The organism is Sulfuricaulis sp. (assembly GCF_041499725.1).
In the GTDB taxonomy this organism is placed as follows: Bacteria; Pseudomonadota; Gammaproteobacteria; order Acidiferrobacterales; family Sulfurifustaceae; genus Sulfuricaulis.
Genome location: NZ_JBGQKW010000015.1, coordinates 1 through 20,831 on the forward strand (window position 1 = coordinate 1; position 20,831 = coordinate 20,831).

Below are 20,831 nucleotides of genomic sequence, written 5' to 3' on the forward strand. Positions count from 1 at the left end.
GCTACCGGGTCGAGAAACGCCCCGAAGGGGGACGTCTGTTCCAATCGGCGCGCGAGATAGCCGTCCAGCCAGTCAGTGAGTGCCGCCAAAATGAAAAGTCCGGTGGCAAGCGCATGCGCCCACGGCCGGGCGAGGTAATACGCCACGATAAACGCAGGAATCAGGGCGATGCGCAGGAATGTCAGCAGATTCGGAGTATTGAACAGCATGGTTATTGACCCGGCATATTCGTTCTTGAACTAAGGTAGCGAACCATGAGCATTTCATGGCCTGCGTGGCGACACGGACGTGCCGGATCAATAATGAGGTGGCAAAACGGTCTCGATCCAGAGCTCAGGCAGAATATAGACTGCCGCATATGTTCAAGATGAATCATGCCGCCTCAATAATCATTCCGCGCCGTGAAAGGCGTCATAGATTTTCTGCGCCAGTTCCTGGCTGATGCCCGGCACCCGCGTCAAGTCCTCTACCCCCGCGCGCGCGACCTCCCGCAGGCCACCGAAGTTCTTGAGTAATGCCTGACGGCGCTTGCCACCGATGCCCGGAATCCGTTCGATCGTCGATGTGGTGCGTGCCCGTCCGCGGCGCAGCCGGTGCCCCGCAATGGCAAAGCGATGGGCCTCGTCCCGCACCTGCTGAATCAAGTGTAATCCAGCGGAATCGGCGGGCAGTATAGTGGGCCGCCGGGAGCCGGACAAGAAAAGTTGTTCCTTGCCCGGTTTGCGTTCGCGCCCCTTGGCGACGGCAACAAGCTTCACGTCTTCCAGCTGCAGTTCCTGCAGCACCGCCTCGGCGGCGGATAGCTGTCCCTTGCCACCGTCGATGAGCAGCAGATCCGGCAGCTTGCCCTCCCCTTCCTTCACGCGCCGATAGCGGCGGGTCAGGGCCTGGGTCATGGCGCCGTAATCGTCGCCTGGCTCGATGCCGGCGATATTGAAGCGGCGGTATTCCGATTTGATCGGGCCGTTGATGTCAAATACGACGCAGGAGGCCACCGCTGCCTCGCCCATGGTGTGACTGATATCGAAACACTCGATGCGTTCGGGGGTGGATTCGAGCTTGAGTGCATCGCGCAGCGTCTCGAAACGGCCCTGCATGTCGATCTTGCCGGCGAGGTGGCGGCGTAGCGCATCGGCGGCGTTGAATTTGGCCATTTGCATCCAGCGACGTGGCGCACCACGCGGGTTGACGGTGAGGGCGATTTTCTTGCCGGCGTGTTCGCTGAAGGCGCGTTCGAGCAGCGCGCGGTCGACGATGGCTTCGCTCAGGTATATGCGTGCCGGGATGGTGCGGCCGGACAGGTAATATTGCGACAGGAACGCGTCCAGCATTTCCCAGGGCGTGGATTCCGCGCCCATGCGCGGGAAGAACGACTTGCTGCCGAGGTTCTGCCCGCCGCGGATCCAGGTGACGACGATACAGGCAGCCTCCAGTGTGGCGGCGATGGCCATGACGTCGGCGTCGCCGCTCTCCCCCGTGATGTACTGCTTTTCCTGGATGCGCTTGAGCATGGCGATACGGTCGCGAAATAGCGCCGCCGTCTCGAAATCCTGTTTGTCCGAGGCCTGTTCCATTTGCTTGATGCTTTCGCGCACCAGGCTCTGGCTTTTGCCCTCCATGAACATCACCGCCTGCTGCACGTCGGCGGTGTAACGTTCGGGTTCGATCAGGCCGACGCAGGGGCCGGAGCAACGTTTGATCTGGTATTGCAGGCAGGGCCGCGAACGGTTGCGAAAGAAGCTGTCGTGGCACTGGCGCACGCGGAAGATCTTCTGCAGCAGGTTGAGCGCCTCGCGCACGCCGTAGGACGACGGATAGGGGCCGAAGTAGCGCCCCTTCTCGCGCTTGGCGCCGCGATGAAAACCGATGCGCGGGTACTCCTGGTTGTCCGAGACAAAGATGTACGGGTAGCTCTTGTCGTCGCGCAACAGGATATTGAAGCGCGGGAGCAGCATCTTGATGAGGTTGTTTTCAAGCAGCAGCGCCTCGGTTTCAGTGTGTGTGACGGTGATCTCGATATTCTGAGCCTGATGCATCAGCAGCATCACGCGCGCCGCGAGACCGCTGGCGCGGAAATAACTCTGCACCCGCTTGCGCAGGTTGCGCGCCTTGCCGACGTACAACACCTCGCCCTTCGCGTCCAGCATGCGGTAGATGCCGGGCTTGGGCGGCAGAGACATTATTAATGATTTGGGATGTTCGACGGGCATGGCTCACCCGGCCAGCAATTCACGCGCCTGCCGCAGGATGGCGTCGAACATCTCCGCCGTCAGGCGCTTGGTCTGGGTGTTGTAGCGGCTGCAATGATAGGAATCGATCAGGCGCAGGTCGTTCGGAAGCGCATGCTGTGCGCCGTGCGCGAATTTGTATTCTTTGCGCTTCAGCTTGAACGCCTTGAGCACGGCCTCATGCGCGACGGTTCCAAGCGCAAGAATGACGCTCTTCGGTTTGATATTCGCGAGTTCGGTTTGCAGATACAGATTGCAGGTGGCGATTTCCGCCGGCAACGGCTTGTTGCCGGGCGGCAGGCATTTGACGGCATTGGTAATACGGCAGTTTTTCAATGTCAGGCCGTCGCGCACCGATTCCGAAACCGGACGGTTGGCGAAACCATGCCGGTGCAATGTTTCATATAAAAGGATACCGGCGTGATCGCCGGTAAACGGCCGTCCGGTGCGATTCGCCCCGTGCATGCCGGGCGCCAGCCCGACGACCAGCAGCCGCGCCTTTGGGTCGCCGAACGGCGGCACGGGGCGCGCGAAATAACGCGGATACATGTCGCGGATATTGGACAGATGGCTCGCCAGCCGTGGGCAGGCTAGGCAGTGTGGATTGAATTCAGGCATTGGGACTGTCGGTAAACGGCGATACCGACATCCTAACGAACTTCAGGCGGGAACGACAGACGGAAGTTTTCGTAGGTTGGGCTGAGCCTTGCGAAGCCCAACAAATAAATATGCGTGAGCGTGCTGAGCTTCACGGCGTTCAGCCTAACCTACATTTAAGGGAAAAGCGTGAAGAGCGAGCCCGGTGTCGAGCGCTCAGTTCATACGCACCATGTTGGTGCCGTAGAAGATCTCGGCCATCTCGTGCATGAGGTGCTGCGTGACGATCTTGTTTTCCTGTGGTGACAGGTCCGCTTCTTTTACGCCGAAGAGGTAGTTATCCAGCTTGGAGTCCTTCAGCATCATCTTGGTATGGAAAATGTTTTCCTGGTAGACGTTCACGTCCATGGCCTGATAACGGGTTAGCGTGTTCTTATCGACGAAGTTCTGGACCGAGTTGATCTTGTGGTCGATGTAGTGCTTGGTGCCCTTGACGTCGCGAGTAAAGCCTCTCACGCGATAGTCGATGATTACGATGTCCGACTCGAAGCTGTGGATCAGGTAGTTCAACGCGCGCAACGGCGAAATCTTGCCGCAGGTGGACACATCGATGTCGGCGCGGAACGTGGCGATGCCGTTGTCCGGATGCGATTCCGGATAGGTGTGTACCGTGATATGGCTCTTGTCGAGGTGCGCCACTACCGATTCCTTGACCGCGCGTTCGGGTTCGAGCACCAGATTCGTCTGCACGCTGCGGTGCTGGCGGTTGTGCGCCGCGTCCGGCAGCGGGCCGGGGGCTTCGGGATTGAGCGGCTCCTCCTGGATCGGCAATTCGGAGATGAGCATGGTCACGCTCGCGCCCTGCGGGTCGTAGTCCTGGTGCGCGATGTTGAGCACATTGGCGCCAATAATGCTGGCCACCTCCGACAGGATGGCGGTCAGACGCTCCGCGTTATACGCCTCGTCAATGTACGCAAGGTATTCCTTCTGCGCCTGCTCGCTGGGGGCGTAGCAGATGTCGTAGATGTTGAAGCTCAGCGTCTTGGTGAGATTGTTGAAGCTCTCGAGCTTCAGCTTTTTAAGCGCACGAAACAGATCCAATTCCTAATACCCCCGGCAGACGGATAATATGACTTATCGCTTATTATCGGTCATCTCTGACGCGAATCAATATTTTTTTGCGCTCACGCGATGCCGGAAACGGCGCGCACTGCGTCACGATACGCCTGATCCAGCGCCAGTTGCGCGCGCGTCGTATTTTCCCGTCCGTGCATGCGCACCAGACGCAAATGTGACACCGGATCGTCGTAGGTGCCCAATCCCGTCAGTACCTGATCGGCCGCGGCCGGATCGTTGCACACCAGCACCATGTCGCAACCGGCGGAAAGCGCCAGTTTTGCCCGCGCCACGGCGTCACCCGCCCCTTTGGCGCCCTCCATGGACAGGTCGTCGCTGAAGACGACGCCCTGAAATTCAAGCTGACCACGCAGAATTTTCCTGATCCAGGTGCGGGAAAATCCGGCGGGTTGGGCGTCCACGCAGGTGAAAATCACGTGCGCTGGCATGATGCCCTCGAGGCCGTAATGAATCATGCGCTCAAAAGGCACCACGTCTTCGGCCATGATGTCGACGAGCAGGCGATCGTCTACCGGCAGGGCCACATGCGAGTCGGCCGCCACCGCTCCATGCCCGGGGAAATGCTTGCCGGTGGCGGCCATGCCGGCCCGGTGCATCCCGTGCATGTAGGCATGGGCCAGATCGGCCACGGCGTCGGGACGGGAATGAAACGCCCGGTCGCCGATGATCTGACTGATGCCGCGATCGAGGTCGAGCACCGGCGCAAAGCTGAAATCAACACCCACGGCGCGCAGTTCTGCCGCCATGAGCCAGCCGCTGGTCTCCGCCAGGCGCATGGCACGCTTGGGATTTTCATCGTAAATATGACCCAAGTGTCGGATCGCCGGCAGGCCGGTAAAGCCGTCGCGGAAACGCTGCACCCGCCCGCCTTCGTGGTCTACCGCCACCAGCAACTGCGGCTCGCGCAGGCCGTGGATTTCCCGCACCAGGTTTTCAACCTGTTCCGGGGATTGGTAATTGCGCGCAAACAGGATCACGCCGCCGACGAGCGGGTGTCTGAGCCGCTCCCGTTCGACGGCGCTCAGCGCCAGTCCCTCCACATCCAGCATGACAGGACCGAGCGACATGATCAGCCCCGGATATACACGCGCGTGCCCGGGACGACGCGGTCGAAGAGTTCGATGATCTCGTTGTTGCGCATCTTGATGCAGCCGCGCGAGCCGGGCACGCCCATGGGGTCCTCGTCCGGGCAGCCATGGATATAAATGTAGCGGCGCATGGTGTCCACAGTGCCCAAGCGGTTGTTGCCGGGCTCCAGGCCGCAGAGCCAGAGAATGCGGGTGAGAATCCAGTCGCGATTGGGGAAGGCGGTGCGCAACGACGGCGAGTAGATTTCGCCGGTCGGCCGGCGCGATACCAGCACCGCGTCAGCCGGCAGCCCGGCCCCGATCCTGGCGCGGATGTAGTGCGCGCCGCGCGGGGTCTTTTCACTCCCGTTCTCCTCGCCTACGCCGTTGCGTGCCGTGGAAATCCGGGTTTGCATGAGTATCCGCCCCTGGGCATCCTTCAGAGTCAGGGACTGGGTGGCAACGTCGATTTCGATCACCGGTTGCGACACGGTCATGATCAGGGCCGGACAAAAAGCGCCATGGATTCCACATGGCTGGTTTGGGGAAACATGTCCATCGCGCCGGCCGCGGCCAGACGGTAGCCGAGCGCATGTACGAGATATTCGCAGTCGCGCGCCAGTGTCGCGGGGTGACAGGACACGTAGACAATCCGCGACGGCAGCGGTTCGATAAGGCGCTTGATTGCCGCGATGGCCCCGCCGCGCGGCGGATCGAGCAGCAAGCGGTCGGTACGGAAATCCGTCCACGGCGTCGGGCCGCCCTCGTGGTAAAGGTTGGCCACCCTAAATTCGGCATTGGCGATGTCGTTCAGTCGCGCATTGCGCCTGGCGCCTTCGATTAATGCCGTATCGGCCTCCACACCCAGCACACGCCCGGCGTGTCGCGCCAGCGGCAAAGTGAAGTTGCCGAGCCCGCAGAAGAGATCCAGCACCTGTTCATCGCCCTTGAGTTCCAGCAGCCTGACTGCCTGGCTGACCATCTTCTGATTGACGGCGCTGTTGATCTGCACGAAGTCTGTCGGCCGGAAACGGATTTCCACGTTGAATTCGGAAAGACGGTAATACAGTTCCTCCGGCTCATCCGGCCAGAGCGTCACGATGGAATCCGGAGCATGCGCTTGAAGGTGAATTTGAATATCGTGCCGTTTGCCAAAATCGCGCAGGAGTTCCTCGTCGCGCGCCACCAGCGGGAGAAGATGCCGGAACACCAGCGCGGAGGCATTATCGCCCGAGGCCACTTCGATCTGGGGAATACGATGCGCACAGGAAAGGCCGCCGACCAGGGTGCGCAGCTCAGGCAGGAGCCCGGCAATTTTGGGTTCCAGTACCAGACAGGTATCCAGATTGGCGAGAAAACTTTTGCGCCGCTCGCGGAATCCGATATGCATCCCGCCCCGCTCGGGCACGAGCCGCGCACCCAGCCGCGCGCGCCGCCGGTAGCCTAGGGCGGGTCCCGTAATGGATTCGAGCCAGCTCTCCGGCTGCACCTTGCCGATGTGCGCGAATTGTTCCGCCAGAATCCGCTGCTTGGCCTGGATCTGGACCTCCGGATGCAGGTGCTGCAAGTCACAACCGCCGCAGGTACCGAAATGCGGGCACGGTGGCGTCACACGGTTCGGGCTGGCCTCCAGCAGTTCAACCAGCTCGCCGCTATCGAAATTCTTGTGTCTGCTGAGATAACGGAACAGCACCCGCTCACCCGGCAGTGCGCCCTCGATGAATACCGTTTTTCCGTCCAGGCGCGCGACGCCGCGGCCATCGTAGCCCAGGGATTTCACCGTGGCCGTGGCGCCGTCGCCGCCGGCGGAAGGAAGATTGCCGTGGAGGCGGGATGATTTTATAGCTGGCGTCGCCATGAAATGGGATGCTTCACTTCCAGGCATCGAGAAAGGCATGGAGATGGGGTTTGTCGGCGTCGCGCAAGGTTTTGCGCACCAGATCGGTTTCGCGCTGCCACCCGGACTCGTCGAGGTTGCCGCGTATCAGTTCGAAGCGCAGATATATAAGATAAGTATTGAGCGCGTCGGTTTCGCAATAGTCGCGGATCTCGCAGATCTTGCCGGCCAGGAACTGGCCCCAGACCTCGCTTCCGTGCCGGCCGAGCTTGCCCGGAAACCCGAGCAGTTGTGCAATCTCGTCGAGCGGCGCCGTGGCGCGCGGCTGATAGCCCGACAGTACATCCATCAGGTCGGTGTGGCGCGCGTGGTAGCGGCTGAGGTAATTGTTCCATTTGAAGTCGCGGTCATTATCGCCGGTGTCCCAGTAGCGCGGCGCCGCCACACCGTATTTGAGGGAGCGATAATGCAACACCGGCAGATCGAAGCCGCCGCCGTTCCAGCTCACGAGTACCGGCGTATATTTCTCGATGCCGTCGAAAAACCGCTGGATCAGCTCGGCCTCACTGGAATCCGGTTCGCCCAGCGACCACACGCGCAGGCTGTCGCCGGTTCGCAGCACCGCCGAAATCGCCGCCACGCGATGCAGGTGATGACGCAGAAAATCGGATTCGCCGGTCTGTTCACGGCGCTTGGCAAACATGACCTGTGCCACGTCCTTGTCGCTCAGCCCGTCCAGTCCGTGCAGCTTGCGGCCGGTGTCGACGTCCGGGATCGTTTCGATATCAAAAGCCAGGATGTTCATGACTTATTCCGGAAATACGCCGGTGGAAAGATAACGATCGCCGCGATCGCAGATGATGGTCACGATCACGGCGTTTTTCAGTTCCTGCGACAGACGCAGCGCCGCGATCGTGGCACCGCCGGAGGAAATACCGCAAAACACACCCTCCTCGCGCGCCAGTCTGCGCGTCATTTCTTCCGATTCTTTCTGCGTGACTTCCATAATACGGTCCACGCGTTTGGCGTCGTAGATTTTGGGAAGATATTCCTTGGGCCAGGCGCGGATGCCGGGAATCTGCGATCCCTCGGCGGGTTGTACGCCGATGATCTGAACCACCGGATTCTTTTCTTTCAAATAGCGTGACACGCCCATGATGGTGCCGGTGGTGCCCATGGAACTCACGAAGTGCGTGATCTTGCCCTGCGTGTCGCGCCAGATCTCCGGCCCGGTGCCTTCGTAGTGCGCGCGCGGATTGTCCGGGTTGGAAAATTGGTTCAATACCTTGCCCTTCCCTTCGCGTTCCATTTTATCCGCCAGATCGCGCGCGCCTTCCATGCCCTCCTTCTGTGTCACCAGTATCAGTTCTGCGCCGAAGGCCTTCATGATTGCACGCCGCTCGAGGCTCAAATGTTCCGGCATGACAAGCACCATGCGATAGCCTTGCATCGCCGCGGCCATGGCGAGGGCGATGCCGGTGTTGCCGCTCGTGGCCTCGATCAGCGTGTCGCCGGGTTTGATCTCGCCGCGCGCCTCGGCATGTTTGATCATGGAAAGCGCCGGCCGGTCCTTGACCGAGCCGGCGGGATTGTTGCCTTCCAGCTTGGCTAGAATGACATTCGACGTCCTGCCCGGCAGGCGTTGCAGTTGCACCAGTGGCGTGTCGCCGACGAAATCTTCCAGACGTTTCATACGCGGAATATTAACCCGCGCGCGACTGCAAAGCGACCCGGCGACATGTGTGGCAAATGTTCTCTGTCCCTGTCACGGACGGGGAATTTATGACGTGGTCGCCGGCTCGACGTTGCTGATCGCGGTGTCGGCATGTTCCAGGTGTTCGATAATCAGCTGCAACGAACGGTATCCTTGGTATTCGTTCACATCCAGTTTGTAAGCGGTGCGGATACGGGAATAGGTGACGGCTTGTCCCTCTCGTACACGGTTGAACGCGATTGCCTCCAGCGTCTTGGTGTGATGCGGCGCGCGCAAGGTCAGCTTGAGGTGCTTCTCGCCCACCACTCGCTGGCTGACCACGTCAAAGCAACCGTCGAAGACGGGTTCCGGGAATCCCTGCCCCCACGGGCCGGCCGCGCGCAACAGCTCGGCGACCGGCAGCGTCAACTCCTCGCCCGTGAGTTCGCCGTCGCTGATGATTCTTCCCTGCAAATCGCTGTCGGAAAGATGGCGGCTGACTTCTTCATCGAAGGCTTCCCGGAAGGCCTCCAGGTGCGCGCGTAGCAGGGTCAGCCCGGCCGCCATCGCATGTCCGCCGAAACGGCTCAACAACTGCGGATGGCGCGCGGCGACGGCATCGAGCGCATCGCGGATATGCAATCCGGGTACCGACCGTGCCGAGCCCTTGATCTCGCTATCGTTGGCCGGCGCAAACGCGATCACCGGACGATGGGTGTGTTCCTTGATGCGCGAGGCCACCAGGCCGATCACGCCCTGGTGCCAGGATTCGTCGAACAGGCACAAACCGCGCGGCAACGTCGCCATGTCCAGATGCAGGCTCGCTATCGCCGCGAACGCCTGCTCTTGCATCGACGCCTCGATGGTGCGCCGCTCACGGTTCAAGGCATCGAGCTTCCCGGCCATGTCTTGCGCCGCCGCACAGTCGTCGGTCAGCAGGCATTCGATGCCGAGCGACATGTCCGTGAGCCGGCCGGCGGCGTTAAGGCGCGGTCCGACGACGTATCCCAGGTCCATGGCCGTCACGCGCTGCGGTGAGCGCCCCGCCACACGCAACAGCGCCGCGATACCAGCACAGGGATTACCTTGATTAATCCGCTTCAGTCCCTGGGCGACCAGTATCCGGTTGTTGTAATCGAGCGGCACCACGTCGGCGACGGTGCCCAGGGCCACGAGATCCAGCAATCTGGCGAGATTGGGTTCGGGAATATTCTGTTGTGCGAACCACCCGCTTTCCCGCAGGCGCGCGCGCAACGCCAGCGTGACGTAAAAAATCACCCCGACACCGGCTAGGTTTTTGCTCGGGAAATGGTCGTCCGGCTGGTTGGGGTTGACGATCATCGTCGCCATCGGCAGCGTCGCGCCGGGGAGATGATGATCGGTAACCAGCACATCGATGCCGCGGCGGCGGGCCTCCGCCACGCCTTCCAGGCTCGAGATGCCGTTATCGACCGTGATGATCAGTTCCGGAGATTGCTGTGCAGCCAGCGCGACGATCTCGGGGGTGAGACCGTAGCCGTACTCGAACCGGTTCGGCACGAGATAGCGCACGTCCCGCGCGCCCATGGCCCGCAGCGCCCGCAGCGCGAGTGCGCAACTGGTCGCGCCATCGGCGTCGAAATCCGCCACGATCAGTATGCGCCGTTGCCGCTGCAGGGCGTCGGCCAGCAATGCGGTGGCCTGATCAATCCCCTTCAGTTGGGTCGGCGGAATAAGCCGATCGAGCGACTGTTCCAGTTCCTGTGCCGAGGTGACATGACGCGCCAGGTAAATGCGCCGTAGCACCGGATGCAGATCGTCCGGAAGATTTCCGGATTCACCCGGTGGACGGCGACTGATAATTTTGGCGTGCGTCATCCCTGACGCACACCCAATCTTGTTCTAGACAAAATTGTCTTGTCGGATGGCATAAATGAAGCCCTACTCTGTTCGTCCTGACATATGACTCGTAGCCCTACTTCGCTTCGCTCGTTCGTCTTGACATATGACTAGAAGCCCTACTTCGTTCGTCCTGTCATAAGAAGTGTCAGGGCTGCGCTGCGAGATAAGTCGCCAAGGGGCGACGAAACCGCCACCAGCGGCGCGCCTGGCGGGATGTGAGCGAGAGACTCATTCCCGTATCCGTAATCAATGTGGCGTTCGAGATGGCGTTTGATTTCAATGCCTGTAATAGCGGCATCATCCAGTCTCGCTCCAGTCGCTGCACGGCGTTATTCCATTCCGGCATATCGCCATATAACGCCGCGTGTTGAGCGTCGTCCAGCACCACCAGGTACTCGCCGGGTCGGTCCGCCAGTTTATGCCAGTCTTCAAATCGGTCAGGTGTGTTTTCACTTGGCGTGCCGGACAGCCTTGCCAATGATAAACTTACCGGTTCTTTGCTCCAGATCCGCGTCCAGGATACCGGCTTGATGCGCGGCAGACGACCGCCTCCCCAGAACCACAAGCTGTTGATGGGGAGTTTGCCGTTTTTCTCGCGTTCGGTATTCACGGTCGTCGTGTGCAGAAGAATCTGGATTTCATTCAGAGTCGTATGCCAGGCCTTGCCGTCAGGACCGCACGGCAGAAATGGATGCACGTCCTGGCCAATCACCTGTGCCAGAAAAGTGGTGATTATCTTCGGTGCACTTGCCGGCTTGAGATACCAGCGATCCGGTCGCGGCGCCTTGAGCAGCCATCCGTCCGCGGTAAACACTTCCATGATCTCCGCCACCATGCGGTTTGCCTCATCCTGCGTGATGTCCAGTCTCCGGGCATCGGTCAGAATCAGGCGGTCCTGTTCCAGACTCAGATGCACGGGGTCGGCGCGCAGCCACCAATCGTTGTCGATCACGCCCATGTCGTGCATGCGGCTGACGGCGGCAACTGGAAGATCGGTATTTTCCTCCTGTTCAAGGCCAAAGAGCCTGAACAGGCCATGTTCGTGCCCGGTAGGCCCTCCGGCTCGCGGCTTTTGCTCGGCCCGTGCCAGCAAGGTTTCCAGCGCACGGCATGTGCCAAACGCCATGTGGTCATTTCCGCGGGCGTTGAGCATGCCGGGGACATAGAGAGTCAACTGCAAGGGAGGTTTGTCGGGGAATAGAATCATGTTGCGCTGTTTATTTGGCTGTTCCGTAGTACTGCATGCCGCTGCGGCGATTTTAAGGTAAAAAATGCAAACAGGGTCGCGTCATGCGGAATTTTTCCGGCAGCACCGGGTTCCTCGGGCCTAGCCTTTCCACCCGGCATTCTGCTGTCTCTGGGAGGGGCGATATCGCCTGAAAAACCTGTCCCTGGCAGGAATAGACGCTTAAACACCTTTGTTTCACCTTGAATTTCAGCCTTTGGCCTGACTTTTGCATCAATATCGACATTTACTATGTTTTCAGGCAGGACGCCCTTGAACCCGAAAACCGGCTTGTCACCAGCGCAGGAGAGCCCCCTACCCGACACCAGTAATGTGGTGGCGATCGAGGATTTTGTGCAGTCGCGCAACGCCAAGGCCATCCTCGGCAGCTTTTCCGAGGAGTTGGCCCACTTCAAGCGGTGGCGTGATGATCTCGCCCAGGCGATTGCCGATTATCAATCCTGGGTCGAAGGACAGGGCCTCACGGACGGTGAGCAGGATTTGCGCGTGTATGAACTCATCGAGACGCTCCAATCCGACAAGCTGACCGTGGCGTTGGTGGCGGAATTCTCCCGCGGCAAGACGGAACTGCTGAACGCGATTTTCTTTTCCGATTACAAGCAGCGTCTCCTGCCATCGTCGGCCGGTCGCACGACCATGTGCCCGACCGAATTGCGCTGGGACGAGAAAGACGGGCCCTGCGTCAAGCTGCTGCCCATCGAGACGCGCAAGACCGCGCTCACCATTTCCGAGTACAAGCGCACGCCGGTGCACTGGACGACACAGCATATTCTGAAGCTGAGTTCCGCCGAGGAAGTACGCGAGGCTTTGTCCGAAATTACCAAAACGAAAAAGGTCAATATCCGCGAAGCGCAGGAACTGGGTCTGTATGATTCCCGGGCGCAGGCTCAGAAACCGGCGCCCAATGAGATGATCGAAGTTCCGGTATGGCGCCACGCCATCGTCAATTTTCCGCACCCCCTGCTCAAGCAGGGACTGGTGGTGCTGGACACGCCCGGACTGAACGCCCTGGGCGTGGAACCCGAGTTGACGCTGAACACGCTGGCCAATGCACAAGCCATCCTTTTCGTGCTGGCAGCCGACACCGGCGTCACCAAGACGGATCTCGAGGTCTGGGCCAACCACGTGAACACGGTGAAGGGCAATTCCCACCTCATAGCCCTCAATAAGATAGATATTCTCTGGGACGAATTGCATGACGAGGCCGCCGTGGCCAAAAGCATCGCCCGGCAGATTGAAGAAACCGCGCGCGTGCTGCATGTGGATCGGAAATCGATCTTTCCGGTATCCGCGCAGAAGGGCCTCGTTGCCAAAATCAAGGGCGATCAGGCACTAACCGAAAAAAGCGGGCTGCCGGTGCTCGAGCACAAACTGTCGGAAGACATGATCCCTTCCCGGCACATGCTCATCCGCAACCGCATCGTGCATGAAATCAGCGGGCGGGTGGAAAGCAGCCGCGCGCTGCTGGAATCGAAACTCACCGACGTCAGCCGGCAGTTGTCCGATCTCAAGACCCTGAGCGGCAAGAATCTGGAAGCCATCCAGAAGATGGTCGCGCGCATGCGCCAGGAAAAGCAGAAGTATGACAAGGAGCTCGAAGGCTTTCAGTTGACGCGTGCGGCGCTGTCCCGTCAGGCCCAGATTCTGCTTGGGTACCTGAGCATGAAAGGCCTGGACGAATTGATCTCCAAGACGCGCGTGGGTATGAATGACACCTGGACCACGCGCGGCCTCAAATCCGGTATGTCGACGTTCTTCGCGGGAACCCTGGAGCGCATGGAAAAGGTCAACAAGGAGGCTGACGAGATACGCAAGGTGGTCGAGGCTATCTATTTACGCCTGCATACCGAATACGGGCTGGCCAAGATCATTCCGCCGCGGCTGTCGCTGTTGCCGTTTGTCCTGGAGTTCAAGAAGCTGGAAGAAAAAGCCAACGAGTTCCGCGAAAGTCCCGTGACCGTGATGACGGAACAGCGCTTTGTGATCAAGCGTTTTTTTATCACCTTGGTCAGCCAGGCGCACCATATTTTCAATGAGTGCAATACCGCTTCCAAGAACTGGTTCCAGGCCGCGGTGAACCCGGTATTTGCCCAGATTCAACAGCACAAGACCATGATTGACCGCAGTTTCGAGGCCTTGAAGAAGATTCACGAGAACATGGACAGCCTGGGGGAGCGTATCGCCGAGCTGGAGGAAGTCCGGAAAGGCCTGGAAGATCAGATGAAGACCACGGATATCCTGCTGGAGCGGATCCACCGCCCCTTGACCGAGTAACGCATGCTCTGGAATTGCCTAACCGTACCTTACTGCGTCTGTCAGTAATAAATGGAAGCAAGGTTATGATCAAGAAGATACACGGGAAATTGAATGTGCAACCTGCGATTCAGCCTTTTTTTTATAGAGGTATTCCTTGGGCCGAAATTCGTCTGACATCACCCGAAGAACTACATTTATAAAGGTAAAGCCCGAACAACCGCGAGATTTGAGAATCTTATTATATACAGCCGGGCGTGGAATGACATGGACACCATTCTGATCATCGATGACCAATTCACGAGCCGAAAGATTCTCGAAGAATTAGTCTCATCCCTGGACGATGAGATATTCGTGAAAACTTTCGCCGAACCGTTGAAGGCGCTCGAATACGTCGAGCTTCACGAACCCGACCTGGTGTTAGCGGATTTCAAAATGCCGCTAATGAACGGGGTTGAGTTCACGAAACGGTTTCGCGAGATCTATAAAGATATACCGCTGATGGTAATCACGGGCGTTGACGATAAAAAAGTTCTGTATGACGCCCTGGACGCCGGCGCCACTGATTTTCTTACTAAACCCATCGACCACCGCGAATGTCGTACGCGCTGCAGTAACCTCCTTAAACTGCGTCGACAGCACCAGATCATCAAAGGCCGGGCCAAGTGGCTGGAATCGAAATTCGCCGAGGCGGTCGTGGACGTGCGACGCCGTGAACACGAGACGCTGATGCGGCTTGCCAAGGCCGGCGAATATCGGGATGAAGAAACGGGGAATCACATCATACGCATGGCGAGATATTCCCGTCTGATTGCGAATGGACTGGGACTTGGCGCGGAGGAATGCGAGCTTATCGAGTATGCCGCGCCGATGCACGACATTGGCAAGATCGGAATATCCGACACGATTCTACTCAAGCCCGGTCGCCTCACGCCCGATGAATTTAAAGTTATGCAGCAGCACACAGTATTCGGTTATGAGATCCTGTGCGGCAGCCCGTCAAAATATCTTCAGATGGGTGCGGTGATCGCGCTGGGCCATCACGAGCGATATGACGGCACGGGATACCCTCATGGCCTTGCCCGCGACGCTATTCCGCTGTCCGCCAGGATCGTGGCGATCGCGGACGTATTTGACGCGCTTACGTCCGCACGACCGTACAAAAAGGCTTGGTCGATACAAGACGCCCTTAATTACCTGAACTCAGAGATTGGAAAACATTTCGATCCTGATTGTATCGACGCCTTTCACGCCCAATTCGAGAAAATTCTCAGTATCCGTCAAAAATTCCTCGATTTACCCGCTGTTAAAAACGGATAGCGAATGATGAGCACGGATGCCAACGCCACGCCGGTTCACCAATCCATAACGCCGATAGCACTATGTACAACGTCAAGCGAAGCTGTAAAAACAGAAATCGAATCTGTAGCAGCAAGTCTGCACCGCTTGCGCTCGTTCGTGTGGGTAATCAGGCAAATTAATACCGGGAACGAATGATTATCCAATGAGCGTCGATATCCCTTCAACATCATCTCGCAGTTCAATTTTTTCCAGACTGCGCGATAAGCTCTCTCAGCGCCCTGACAGCGAACATGAGCAAGCACTTATACGTCTAGCTATAGCAGTGATTATTGTCGGCTATTTTTTTACATCGGCAATCCTTGATGGAGAAATCTCCCAAAGTGAGTACCCGGTTCTATCGCTATCTATCCTGATTTTATTGTTCTCAATTGGAATTATTTTTTGGATTTTTATTAATCTAAAAAAATCTGTTGCACGCCGCTTACTTGGGATGATGACTGACTTGTGTGCATCAGCATACTGTATGTATTTAAGTGGAGAAGCAGGGACGCCAGTTTTTGTCGTATTTCTTTGGGTCACATTTGGAAATGGTTTTCGCTATGGCGAAAAATATCTTTATGCCGCCATGACAATAAGCGTCATAGGCTTCCTGTCGGTTTTAATCGCAAGTGACTACTGGGCTGCACATCGTACTCTGGGTACAGGGATACTGATTGCGCTGATAGTGCTTCCTTTATACGTTGCAACTTTGGTGCGTCAACTCCATATGGCACTTGCACGCGCCAAGGAAGCGAGCCAAGCGAAAAGCCAGTTCCTGGCGAACATGAGTCACGAGATACGGACACCGCTAAACGGGGTGATCGGCATGAGCCATCTGCTGATGGGAACCTCTCTCCAGCAGGAACAGAAAGACTATGCGCAAACCATCCATGCCTCGGCGCAGACGCTATTAACCCTGATCGAGGATATTCTGGATATTTCTAAGATTGAGGCCGGCAAAGTCACGCTGGAAACAACCGATTTCGATCTGCATGGACTTGTCAACAGCATTGCTATGATGTTGGCGCCCCAAGCGCATGCCAAAGGTCTTAATTTTTCTGTCCACATTGCGCCTGAAACTCCCTTCCTCTTACGCGGCGATCCGCTGCATGTACGCCAGGTTCTGATCAATCTTGTTGGTAACGCGATAAAATTCACAGAGCATGGCGAAATAGAAATACGGGTTAAGCTACTCAAGGAAGAGCCCGCCAGTGTCAGCATAAGGTTTGAAGTTATCGATACAGGAATAGGAATTCCGCAAGAGGCGCAGGCAAGGATATTCGAAAGCTTCACGCAGGCGGACGCGTCCACCACACGCCGTTACGGTGGGACAGGCCTGGGAACCACCATTGCCAAGCAACTCGTACAATTAATGAACGGCCGGATAGGACTGCGCAGTACGCCCGGCGATGGCTCGACGTTCTGGTGTGAGATAAATTTCGACAAGCAAGCGCTGGCTGCACAAATACTGGCCAACACGGAGAAGCTGGTGGATAGCCGCGTGCTCATGATTTCATCCGGCACGGTTAACCGTTCGCTCGTGTTCGGTTATTTAAAGATATGGGAAGTCGAGCTGTCCATGGCGGAAAATGCCGCACAGGCGTTTGCGCTGCTGGTGAATGCGGCGCACAACGACCGACCGTTCCACACGGTATTGGTGGATCAGGAGCATCTTGACATGTACGCCCTGCAATTCATCGCGGCGGCGCGCTCGGAATCCTCGCTGTTCGAGCTTTCCCTCGTGCTCATTCGTACCAAAGAGGATAACAAGACTGCTGATGACTATCTAACAGCGGGATATTCGTACGTCCTGGAAAGTCCCGTGGAAAAACGACTGCTTTTTAACGCCCTGCATGCCAGCACTACGGCGCAGCATTACGAGAATGAAGGCGTAATATGGCTGAATGATCGCTATAAAAGACATGCGGGGATCAGACAATCCGGTCTCAAGATACTGGTCGCCGAAGACAACGCCATTAACCAAAAGGTGATCAGCAAAATCCTCGAGAGTGGAGGTCACCGCCCTACCCTGGTGGCAAACGGGGAACAGGCGCTGGACGCCCTGGGGAGGGAATCGTTTGACCTCGTAATACTCGATATGCAAATGCCGGTAGTGAGTGGCCTTGAGGTGGTGAAAATCTATCGATTCACCTGTCCGAAGGATTCCCCTGTTCGTTTTCTGGTTCTGACGGCGAATGCTACCACCGAGGCAATGAACGAGTGCCGCGAGGCTGGCGTTGATGCCTATCTGACGAAACCTATTGACCCCGCGAAATTGCTCGATCAGATCGATCTCCTTGCCCCAAAGGGGGCAGCCGGCAGTTCCACAGACAAGGTGTCAGCGCGAACCTCTGTCATGCCAGCCGTCACACCGCCATCCAGTCACATTCTGAATGACGCCACGCTTGCCAGCCTCGAGATCATGGGAAAGCGTTCCGCGTTTATACCCGAACTAATCCATGGCTTCCTGCAGGATACAGAACGGCTATTGGGTGACATGGAGACAGCCTTGAGGGGGAAAAAATACGGTGATTTTAAGGACTTTGTACATGCGATGAAGGGTAGCGCCGGCAGCGTTGGTGCCCAGGCACTCTACGATATCTGCGCAAGCATGTACGGGATGCCGGACGAGGCGCTTCGCAGCAAGGCGTCTTCACTTATGCACGAGTTGGTTACGCAGTATGAATCTGCACGTTACGAGCTATTAGCCTATTTGGATAGGCGCGCGGCTAGCTAAGAAAGTGGCACAATGTACGAAGAATCACCGTACCTTCTCAGGCGAGTTGTTTCACCACCGCCGTTGGACGAATAACTGTAAATTTCTCCTGGGCGCGTGCTATCCGTTCCATGACGCGTAAGTCTCGTTCGTTGAGTTGTAACGCGGCGTCAACCCAAATCGTGACTATACGCATGAGTTCGTCGTAACTGATGGGATGATATATTTGCCGTACTCTATGGATGGCGTCGTAACCGTTGGACGCACGCATATATTTTTTCATGTAGGCATGAACCGCTTCTTCCCCCTGATCGTTTTCAGCCAGTACGTCCACCACGCCCATCTCATAGAGTTCCTCGGCTGAATACATGCGCCCGCTGAGGATTAACCGTTCTGCGCGCGCTGGGTCGAGCCGTCGCGCGAGCAAGCTATAAGCGCCCATTCCAGGGAAAAGATTGAACAGAATTTCAGGCAGCCCCATCTGCGCCCGTCGTTCGGCAATGATTACCCGGCTTGTGAGCGCTGCCTCGAAGCCCCCTCCGAATGCATCTCCCTGGACCAGCGATATTGTCGTAATCGGCAGATGATAGGTCACGTGCAGCAAATCGATGCAGGACTTAGCGTAACGAAATAGCCCTTCTCGTTCGCCGGCACGGATCAGCTTCAGAAACAACGAGAGGTCACCACCAAGATTGAACACGCGCGGAATACGCGAGGCAACCACAAGAAAGCATACCCCGTCCCGTTTGCCAGTCTCGGCATCGAGTTTTGTGCGATGCTCGATGGCGCGATGGAAATGTTCTAGTTCGGCGAGGAGTTCAGGAGTGCAGCAGGAGCGGGATGTAGGTCGCAGGTAACACCATACGGCCCGTCGTTCCGAATCATATCGTATGTCTAGCTCGTGATAATGTTCTTGCGTGAAGTACGCGTGCGCTTGTTGCTTGCTTTCCATTTCATCGTCCCCTTTCGGCTACAATCCCTTTTTGCTTATCCAGTGCAAATAAGCGCGCCGCCCAAGAAACTAGTATCCTAGGCCGGAAACAGAAAAACAAGTTATATTGGTTTTACCTTGCGCGACGCGGCGCATGTCCCCGGTCCGGAGGGTCGACTTTAGTAGCACTGGCGCGTTTAATGCTCCGTATCCTTACTACAATACTAAGGCACTACTAAACTAAGACGACACAAGCTTTAATCGAAACGGCGCATCACCAGGGCCGCGTTATGTCCGCCGAAGGCAAAGGACTGCGACAGCCCGACGCGCGGGTCGAAGCGTTCGACGCTACGCACAAAGTTAAGGTCGAGGATTGGTGTATCGAGGTTTTTGCAAATATGCGTCATCCCGTCGCGCAAAGAGAGCGCCGTGACTAAGGCCTCAATGGCGCCACTTGCTCCTATCGTGTGCCCGAGCAGCGACTTGGTCGAATTGACCCGCACTGACTTACCGAATACGCGATTAATTACATCCACTTCAGTCTGATCGTTGTTCTTGGTGCCCGTGCCGTGGGCATTGACGTAGTCGACGTCGCGAGGCAATTGATTGGCATCAGCGAGTGCGGCGCGGATCATGCGCTCGATCTGCTCGCCGCCAGGCGCCAGGCTCATCATGGAATGGGCATCGAAAGTTTCGGCAAAGCCAATCAGCTCCGCCATGATTGCCGCGCCCCGGTGTTGAGCATGTTCGAGTTCTTCGAGCACGAGCACCGCTGCCCCACCCTGACTGAACAAAAAACCCGAGCGTTTCTCATCAAAAGGCCGGTTCGCTGTATCGGGGTCCGCGCAGTCTCGCGCCAGCGTTCCTGACACATCAAAACTGCGAAAGATATGGCCGTGTTCATCGCCAAAGTATTCGCAACCTCCGCTGATGGCAACATCGACATAACCATCGCGCACAGCGCGATAGGCATTACCGACGGCAACGGTGCTTGAGGCGCAGGCAAGGCAATAAGTTACATTCGGACCCGTGAGCGTGAACTTGATTCCCACCGCCGCCGCCGGGGCATTCGGCATCACCATGGAAACTTCAAAGGGGTTGAAGCGTTTTCCATGAGCCATCAACCCCAGGATGTTATCCAGTGACTCGCGACTGCTGAATGATCCCTGTTCCTCGGCGTAGGACATCAGCGCGGCTCGCGGACCCTTCAGCAGATGATAGGTATGGTTCTGGAGGAAAGTGATTGCCCCGCCTAGACCGGTGCCGAAATAGACGCCGGTTCGTGCATTGTCCGCTCCGGACATGATGAATGCGCGTGTACGTCCTTCGGCTGGTTTGAGAACGAACCCGGCGCCTTCGATCGCCTGGCGGGCGGCCCCGAGGGCGAGCACGGCGACCGGATCGAGCTGCAGTCGTTCGGTTCGTGCAACACCCAGGAGCTCAGAATCGATATCGGGCAGAGGCGACCAGATCCGGGAGTGCGATTCGGCGTAGCGCTGCCAATGCTCAGGGATGGGCGCGACCGACGCCTTACCCTGGAGACAATGGCGCCAAAACTCGTCCACGCCAATGCCGATAGGACTTATTACACCGGCGCCCGTGATTACTACACGCCGGCTCATACCAGGGAAGGTACTTGCGTCTTCCTTTGTATGAATTCCACGATGTCTTTGACTGTCACAAGCCCTTCCGCTTCTTCCGGAGGGATCGAGTGCTGAAACTCATCCTCCAGCGCGATAAAAAGCGTCATTTGTGCCAGGGAGTCCAGCTGAAGCTCATTACGGAGAGAGACATCCAGCTGAATCTCATTTTCCTTTCGATTCAAAACCTCGGAAATAACTTTAAGCACACGCTGCTGTACATTGGCATCCATGGATATTTACACCTGGGATTGGAAATACATT

18 protein-coding genes are annotated in these 20,831 nt (G+C 57.5%); 3 read left to right on the forward strand and 15 right to left on the reverse strand.

The annotated features are described in order from the left end of the window. The 12 genes from ACC569_RS04345 to ACC569_RS04400 all read right to left on the reverse strand — a co-directional run. Positions 1 to 209: CDP-alcohol phosphatidyltransferase family protein (locus ACC569_RS04345; RefSeq protein WP_372522270.1), on the reverse strand; the 209-nt coding region annotated here is incomplete at its 3' end. Positions 210 to 389: 180 nt separating this feature from the next. Then, on the reverse strand, positions 390 to 2,180 hold the full coding sequence (gene uvrC / locus ACC569_RS04350; protein ID WP_372522271.1) for an excinuclease ABC subunit UvrC: 1,791 nt from the start codon (positions 2,178 to 2,180) through the stop codon (positions 390 to 392). 33 nt (positions 2,181 to 2,213) lie between these two features. After that, the gene (locus tag ACC569_RS04355) at positions 2,214 to 2,846 is read right to left on the reverse strand and encodes a uracil-DNA glycosylase (RefSeq protein WP_372522272.1); all 633 of its coding nucleotides are present in this window, start codon (positions 2,844 to 2,846) and stop codon (positions 2,214 to 2,216) included. A gap of 195 nt (positions 2,847 to 3,041) precedes the next feature. After that, positions 3,042 to 3,920: an adenosylmethionine decarboxylase gene (speD, locus tag ACC569_RS04360; protein ID WP_372522308.1), complete on the reverse strand. Its 879-nt coding sequence runs from the start codon at positions 3,918 to 3,920 to the stop codon at positions 3,042 to 3,044. A gap of 89 nt (positions 3,921 to 4,009) precedes the next feature. Continuing rightward, complete coding sequence (gene nagZ, locus ACC569_RS04365; protein WP_372522273.1) at positions 4,010 to 5,029, reverse strand: beta-N-acetylhexosaminidase; 1,020 nt, start codon at positions 5,027 to 5,029, stop codon at positions 4,010 to 4,012. Positions 5,030 to 5,031: 2 nt separating this feature from the next. Beyond that, positions 5,032 to 5,526: a L,D-transpeptidase family protein gene (locus tag ACC569_RS04370; protein WP_372522274.1), complete on the reverse strand. Its 495-nt coding sequence runs from the start codon at positions 5,524 to 5,526 to the stop codon at positions 5,032 to 5,034. A 2-nt stretch (positions 5,527 to 5,528) separates the two neighbouring features. Beyond that, positions 5,529 to 6,887, reverse strand: a complete 1,359-nt coding sequence (rlmD, locus tag ACC569_RS04375; RefSeq protein WP_372522275.1) for a 23S rRNA (uracil(1939)-C(5))-methyltransferase RlmD — start codon at positions 6,885 to 6,887, stop codon at positions 5,529 to 5,531. A 13-nt stretch (positions 6,888 to 6,900) separates the two neighbouring features. Then, entirely contained in the window at positions 6,901 to 7,671 is a 771-nt protein-coding gene (locus tag ACC569_RS04380) for a 3'-5' exonuclease (RefSeq protein ID WP_372522276.1), read from the reverse strand. Positions 7,672 to 7,674: 3 nt separating this feature from the next. Then, positions 7,675 to 8,559 (reverse strand): cysteine synthase CysM, encoded by an 885-nt coding sequence (cysM, locus tag ACC569_RS04385; protein ID WP_372522277.1) that lies wholly within the window; start codon positions 8,557 to 8,559, stop codon positions 7,675 to 7,677. Positions 8,560 to 8,646: 87 nt separating this feature from the next. Further along, complete coding sequence (gene recJ, locus ACC569_RS04390) at positions 8,647 to 10,416, reverse strand: single-stranded-DNA-specific exonuclease RecJ (protein ID WP_372522278.1); 1,770 nt, start codon at positions 10,414 to 10,416, stop codon at positions 8,647 to 8,649. A gap of 169 nt (positions 10,417 to 10,585) precedes the next feature. After that, positions 10,586 to 11,647, reverse strand: a complete 1,062-nt coding sequence (locus tag ACC569_RS04395) for a hypothetical protein (protein WP_372522279.1) — start codon at positions 11,645 to 11,647, stop codon at positions 10,586 to 10,588. After that, the gene (locus ACC569_RS04400) at positions 11,644 to 12,045 is read right to left on the reverse strand and encodes a hypothetical protein (protein ID WP_372522280.1); all 402 of its coding nucleotides are present in this window, start codon (positions 12,043 to 12,045) and stop codon (positions 11,644 to 11,646) included. The genes ACC569_RS04395 and ACC569_RS04400 overlap by 4 nt, the downstream gene beginning before the upstream one ends. On the opposite strand from ACC569_RS04400, the gene ACC569_RS04405 reads away from it, so the two are divergent. The 3 genes from ACC569_RS04405 to ACC569_RS04415 all read left to right on the forward strand — a co-directional run bounded on the left by ACC569_RS04405 (position 12,020) and on the right by ACC569_RS04415 (position 18,017). Next, complete coding sequence (locus tag ACC569_RS04405; protein WP_372522281.1) at positions 12,020 to 13,960, forward strand: dynamin family protein; 1,941 nt, start codon at positions 12,020 to 12,022, stop codon at positions 13,958 to 13,960. The two genes, ACC569_RS04400 and ACC569_RS04405, sit on opposite strands and share 26 nt — an antisense overlap. A gap of 246 nt (positions 13,961 to 14,206) precedes the next feature. Then, positions 14,207 to 15,259, forward strand: a complete 1,053-nt coding sequence (locus ACC569_RS04410; RefSeq protein ID WP_372522282.1) for an HD domain-containing phosphohydrolase — start codon at positions 14,207 to 14,209, stop codon at positions 15,257 to 15,259. Positions 15,260 to 15,443: 184 nt separating this feature from the next. Beyond that, positions 15,444 to 18,017, forward strand: coding sequence for an ATP-binding protein (locus ACC569_RS04415; protein WP_372522283.1), 2,574 nt, complete (start codon positions 15,444 to 15,446; stop codon positions 18,015 to 18,017). A gap of 37 nt (positions 18,018 to 18,054) precedes the next feature. Here ACC569_RS04415 and ACC569_RS04420 read toward each other — a convergent pair whose 3' ends face one another. From ACC569_RS04420 to ACC569_RS04430, 3 genes are all read right to left on the reverse strand, one after another. After that, entirely contained in the window at positions 18,055 to 18,948 is an 894-nt protein-coding gene (locus ACC569_RS04420) for a crotonase/enoyl-CoA hydratase family protein (protein WP_372522284.1), read from the reverse strand. A 236-nt stretch (positions 18,949 to 19,184) separates the two neighbouring features. After that, positions 19,185 to 20,549: a beta-ketoacyl synthase gene (locus tag ACC569_RS04425; protein ID WP_372522285.1), complete on the reverse strand. Its 1,365-nt coding sequence runs from the start codon at positions 20,547 to 20,549 to the stop codon at positions 19,185 to 19,187. Then, the gene (locus tag ACC569_RS04430) at positions 20,546 to 20,800 is read right to left on the reverse strand and encodes an acyl carrier protein (RefSeq protein WP_372522286.1); all 255 of its coding nucleotides are present in this window, start codon (positions 20,798 to 20,800) and stop codon (positions 20,546 to 20,548) included. Before ACC569_RS04430 ends, ACC569_RS04425 begins: the two co-directional genes overlap by 4 nt. Positions 20,801 to 20,831: the final 31 nt, after the last annotated feature.

Bases quoted from the DNA above. Each gene is read 5' to 3' on its own strand.
- uvrC (WP_372522271.1), bottom strand. From the start codon at position 2,180: ATGTCTCTGCCGCCCAAGCCCGGCATCTACCGCATGCTGGACGCGAAG.
- ACC569_RS04355 (WP_372522272.1), bottom strand. From the start codon at position 2,846: ATGCCTGAATTCAATCCACACTGCCTAGCCTGCCCACGGCTGGCGAGC.
- nagZ (WP_372522273.1), bottom strand. From the start codon at position 5,029: ATGTCGCTCGGTCCTGTCATGCTGGATGTGGAGGGACTGGCGCTGAGC.
- ACC569_RS04370 (WP_372522274.1), bottom strand. From the start codon at position 5,526: ATGACCGTGTCGCAACCGGTGATCGAAATCGACGTTGCCACCCAGTCC.
- rlmD (WP_372522275.1), bottom strand. From the start codon at position 6,887: ATGGCGACGCCAGCTATAAAATCATCCCGCCTCCACGGCAATCTTCCT.
- ACC569_RS04380 (WP_372522276.1), bottom strand. From the start codon at position 7,671: ATGAACATCCTGGCTTTTGATATCGAAACGATCCCGGACGTCGACACC.
- cysM (WP_372522277.1), bottom strand. From the start codon at position 8,559: ATGAAACGTCTGGAAGATTTCGTCGGCGACACGCCACTGGTGCAACTG.
- recJ (WP_372522278.1), bottom strand. From the start codon at position 10,416: ATGACGCACGCCAAAATTATCAGTCGCCGTCCACCGGGTGAATCCGGA.
- ACC569_RS04395 (WP_372522279.1), bottom strand. From the start codon at position 11,647: ATGATTCTATTCCCCGACAAACCTCCCTTGCAGTTGACTCTCTATGTC.
- ACC569_RS04400 (WP_372522280.1), bottom strand. From the start codon at position 12,045: ATGGCCTTGGCGTTGCGCGACTGCACAAAATCCTCGATCGCCACCACA.
- ACC569_RS04410 (WP_372522282.1), top strand. From the start codon at position 14,207: ATGGACACCATTCTGATCATCGATGACCAATTCACGAGCCGAAAGATT.
- ACC569_RS04415 (WP_372522283.1), top strand. From the start codon at position 15,444: ATGAGCGTCGATATCCCTTCAACATCATCTCGCAGTTCAATTTTTTCC.
- ACC569_RS04420 (WP_372522284.1), bottom strand. From the start codon at position 18,948: ATGGAAAGCAAGCAACAAGCGCACGCGTACTTCACGCAAGAACATTAT.
- ACC569_RS04425 (WP_372522285.1), bottom strand. From the start codon at position 20,549: ATGAGCCGGCGTGTAGTAATCACGGGCGCCGGTGTAATAAGTCCTATC.
- ACC569_RS04430 (WP_372522286.1), bottom strand. From the start codon at position 20,800: ATGGATGCCAATGTACAGCAGCGTGTGCTTAAAGTTATTTCCGAGGTT.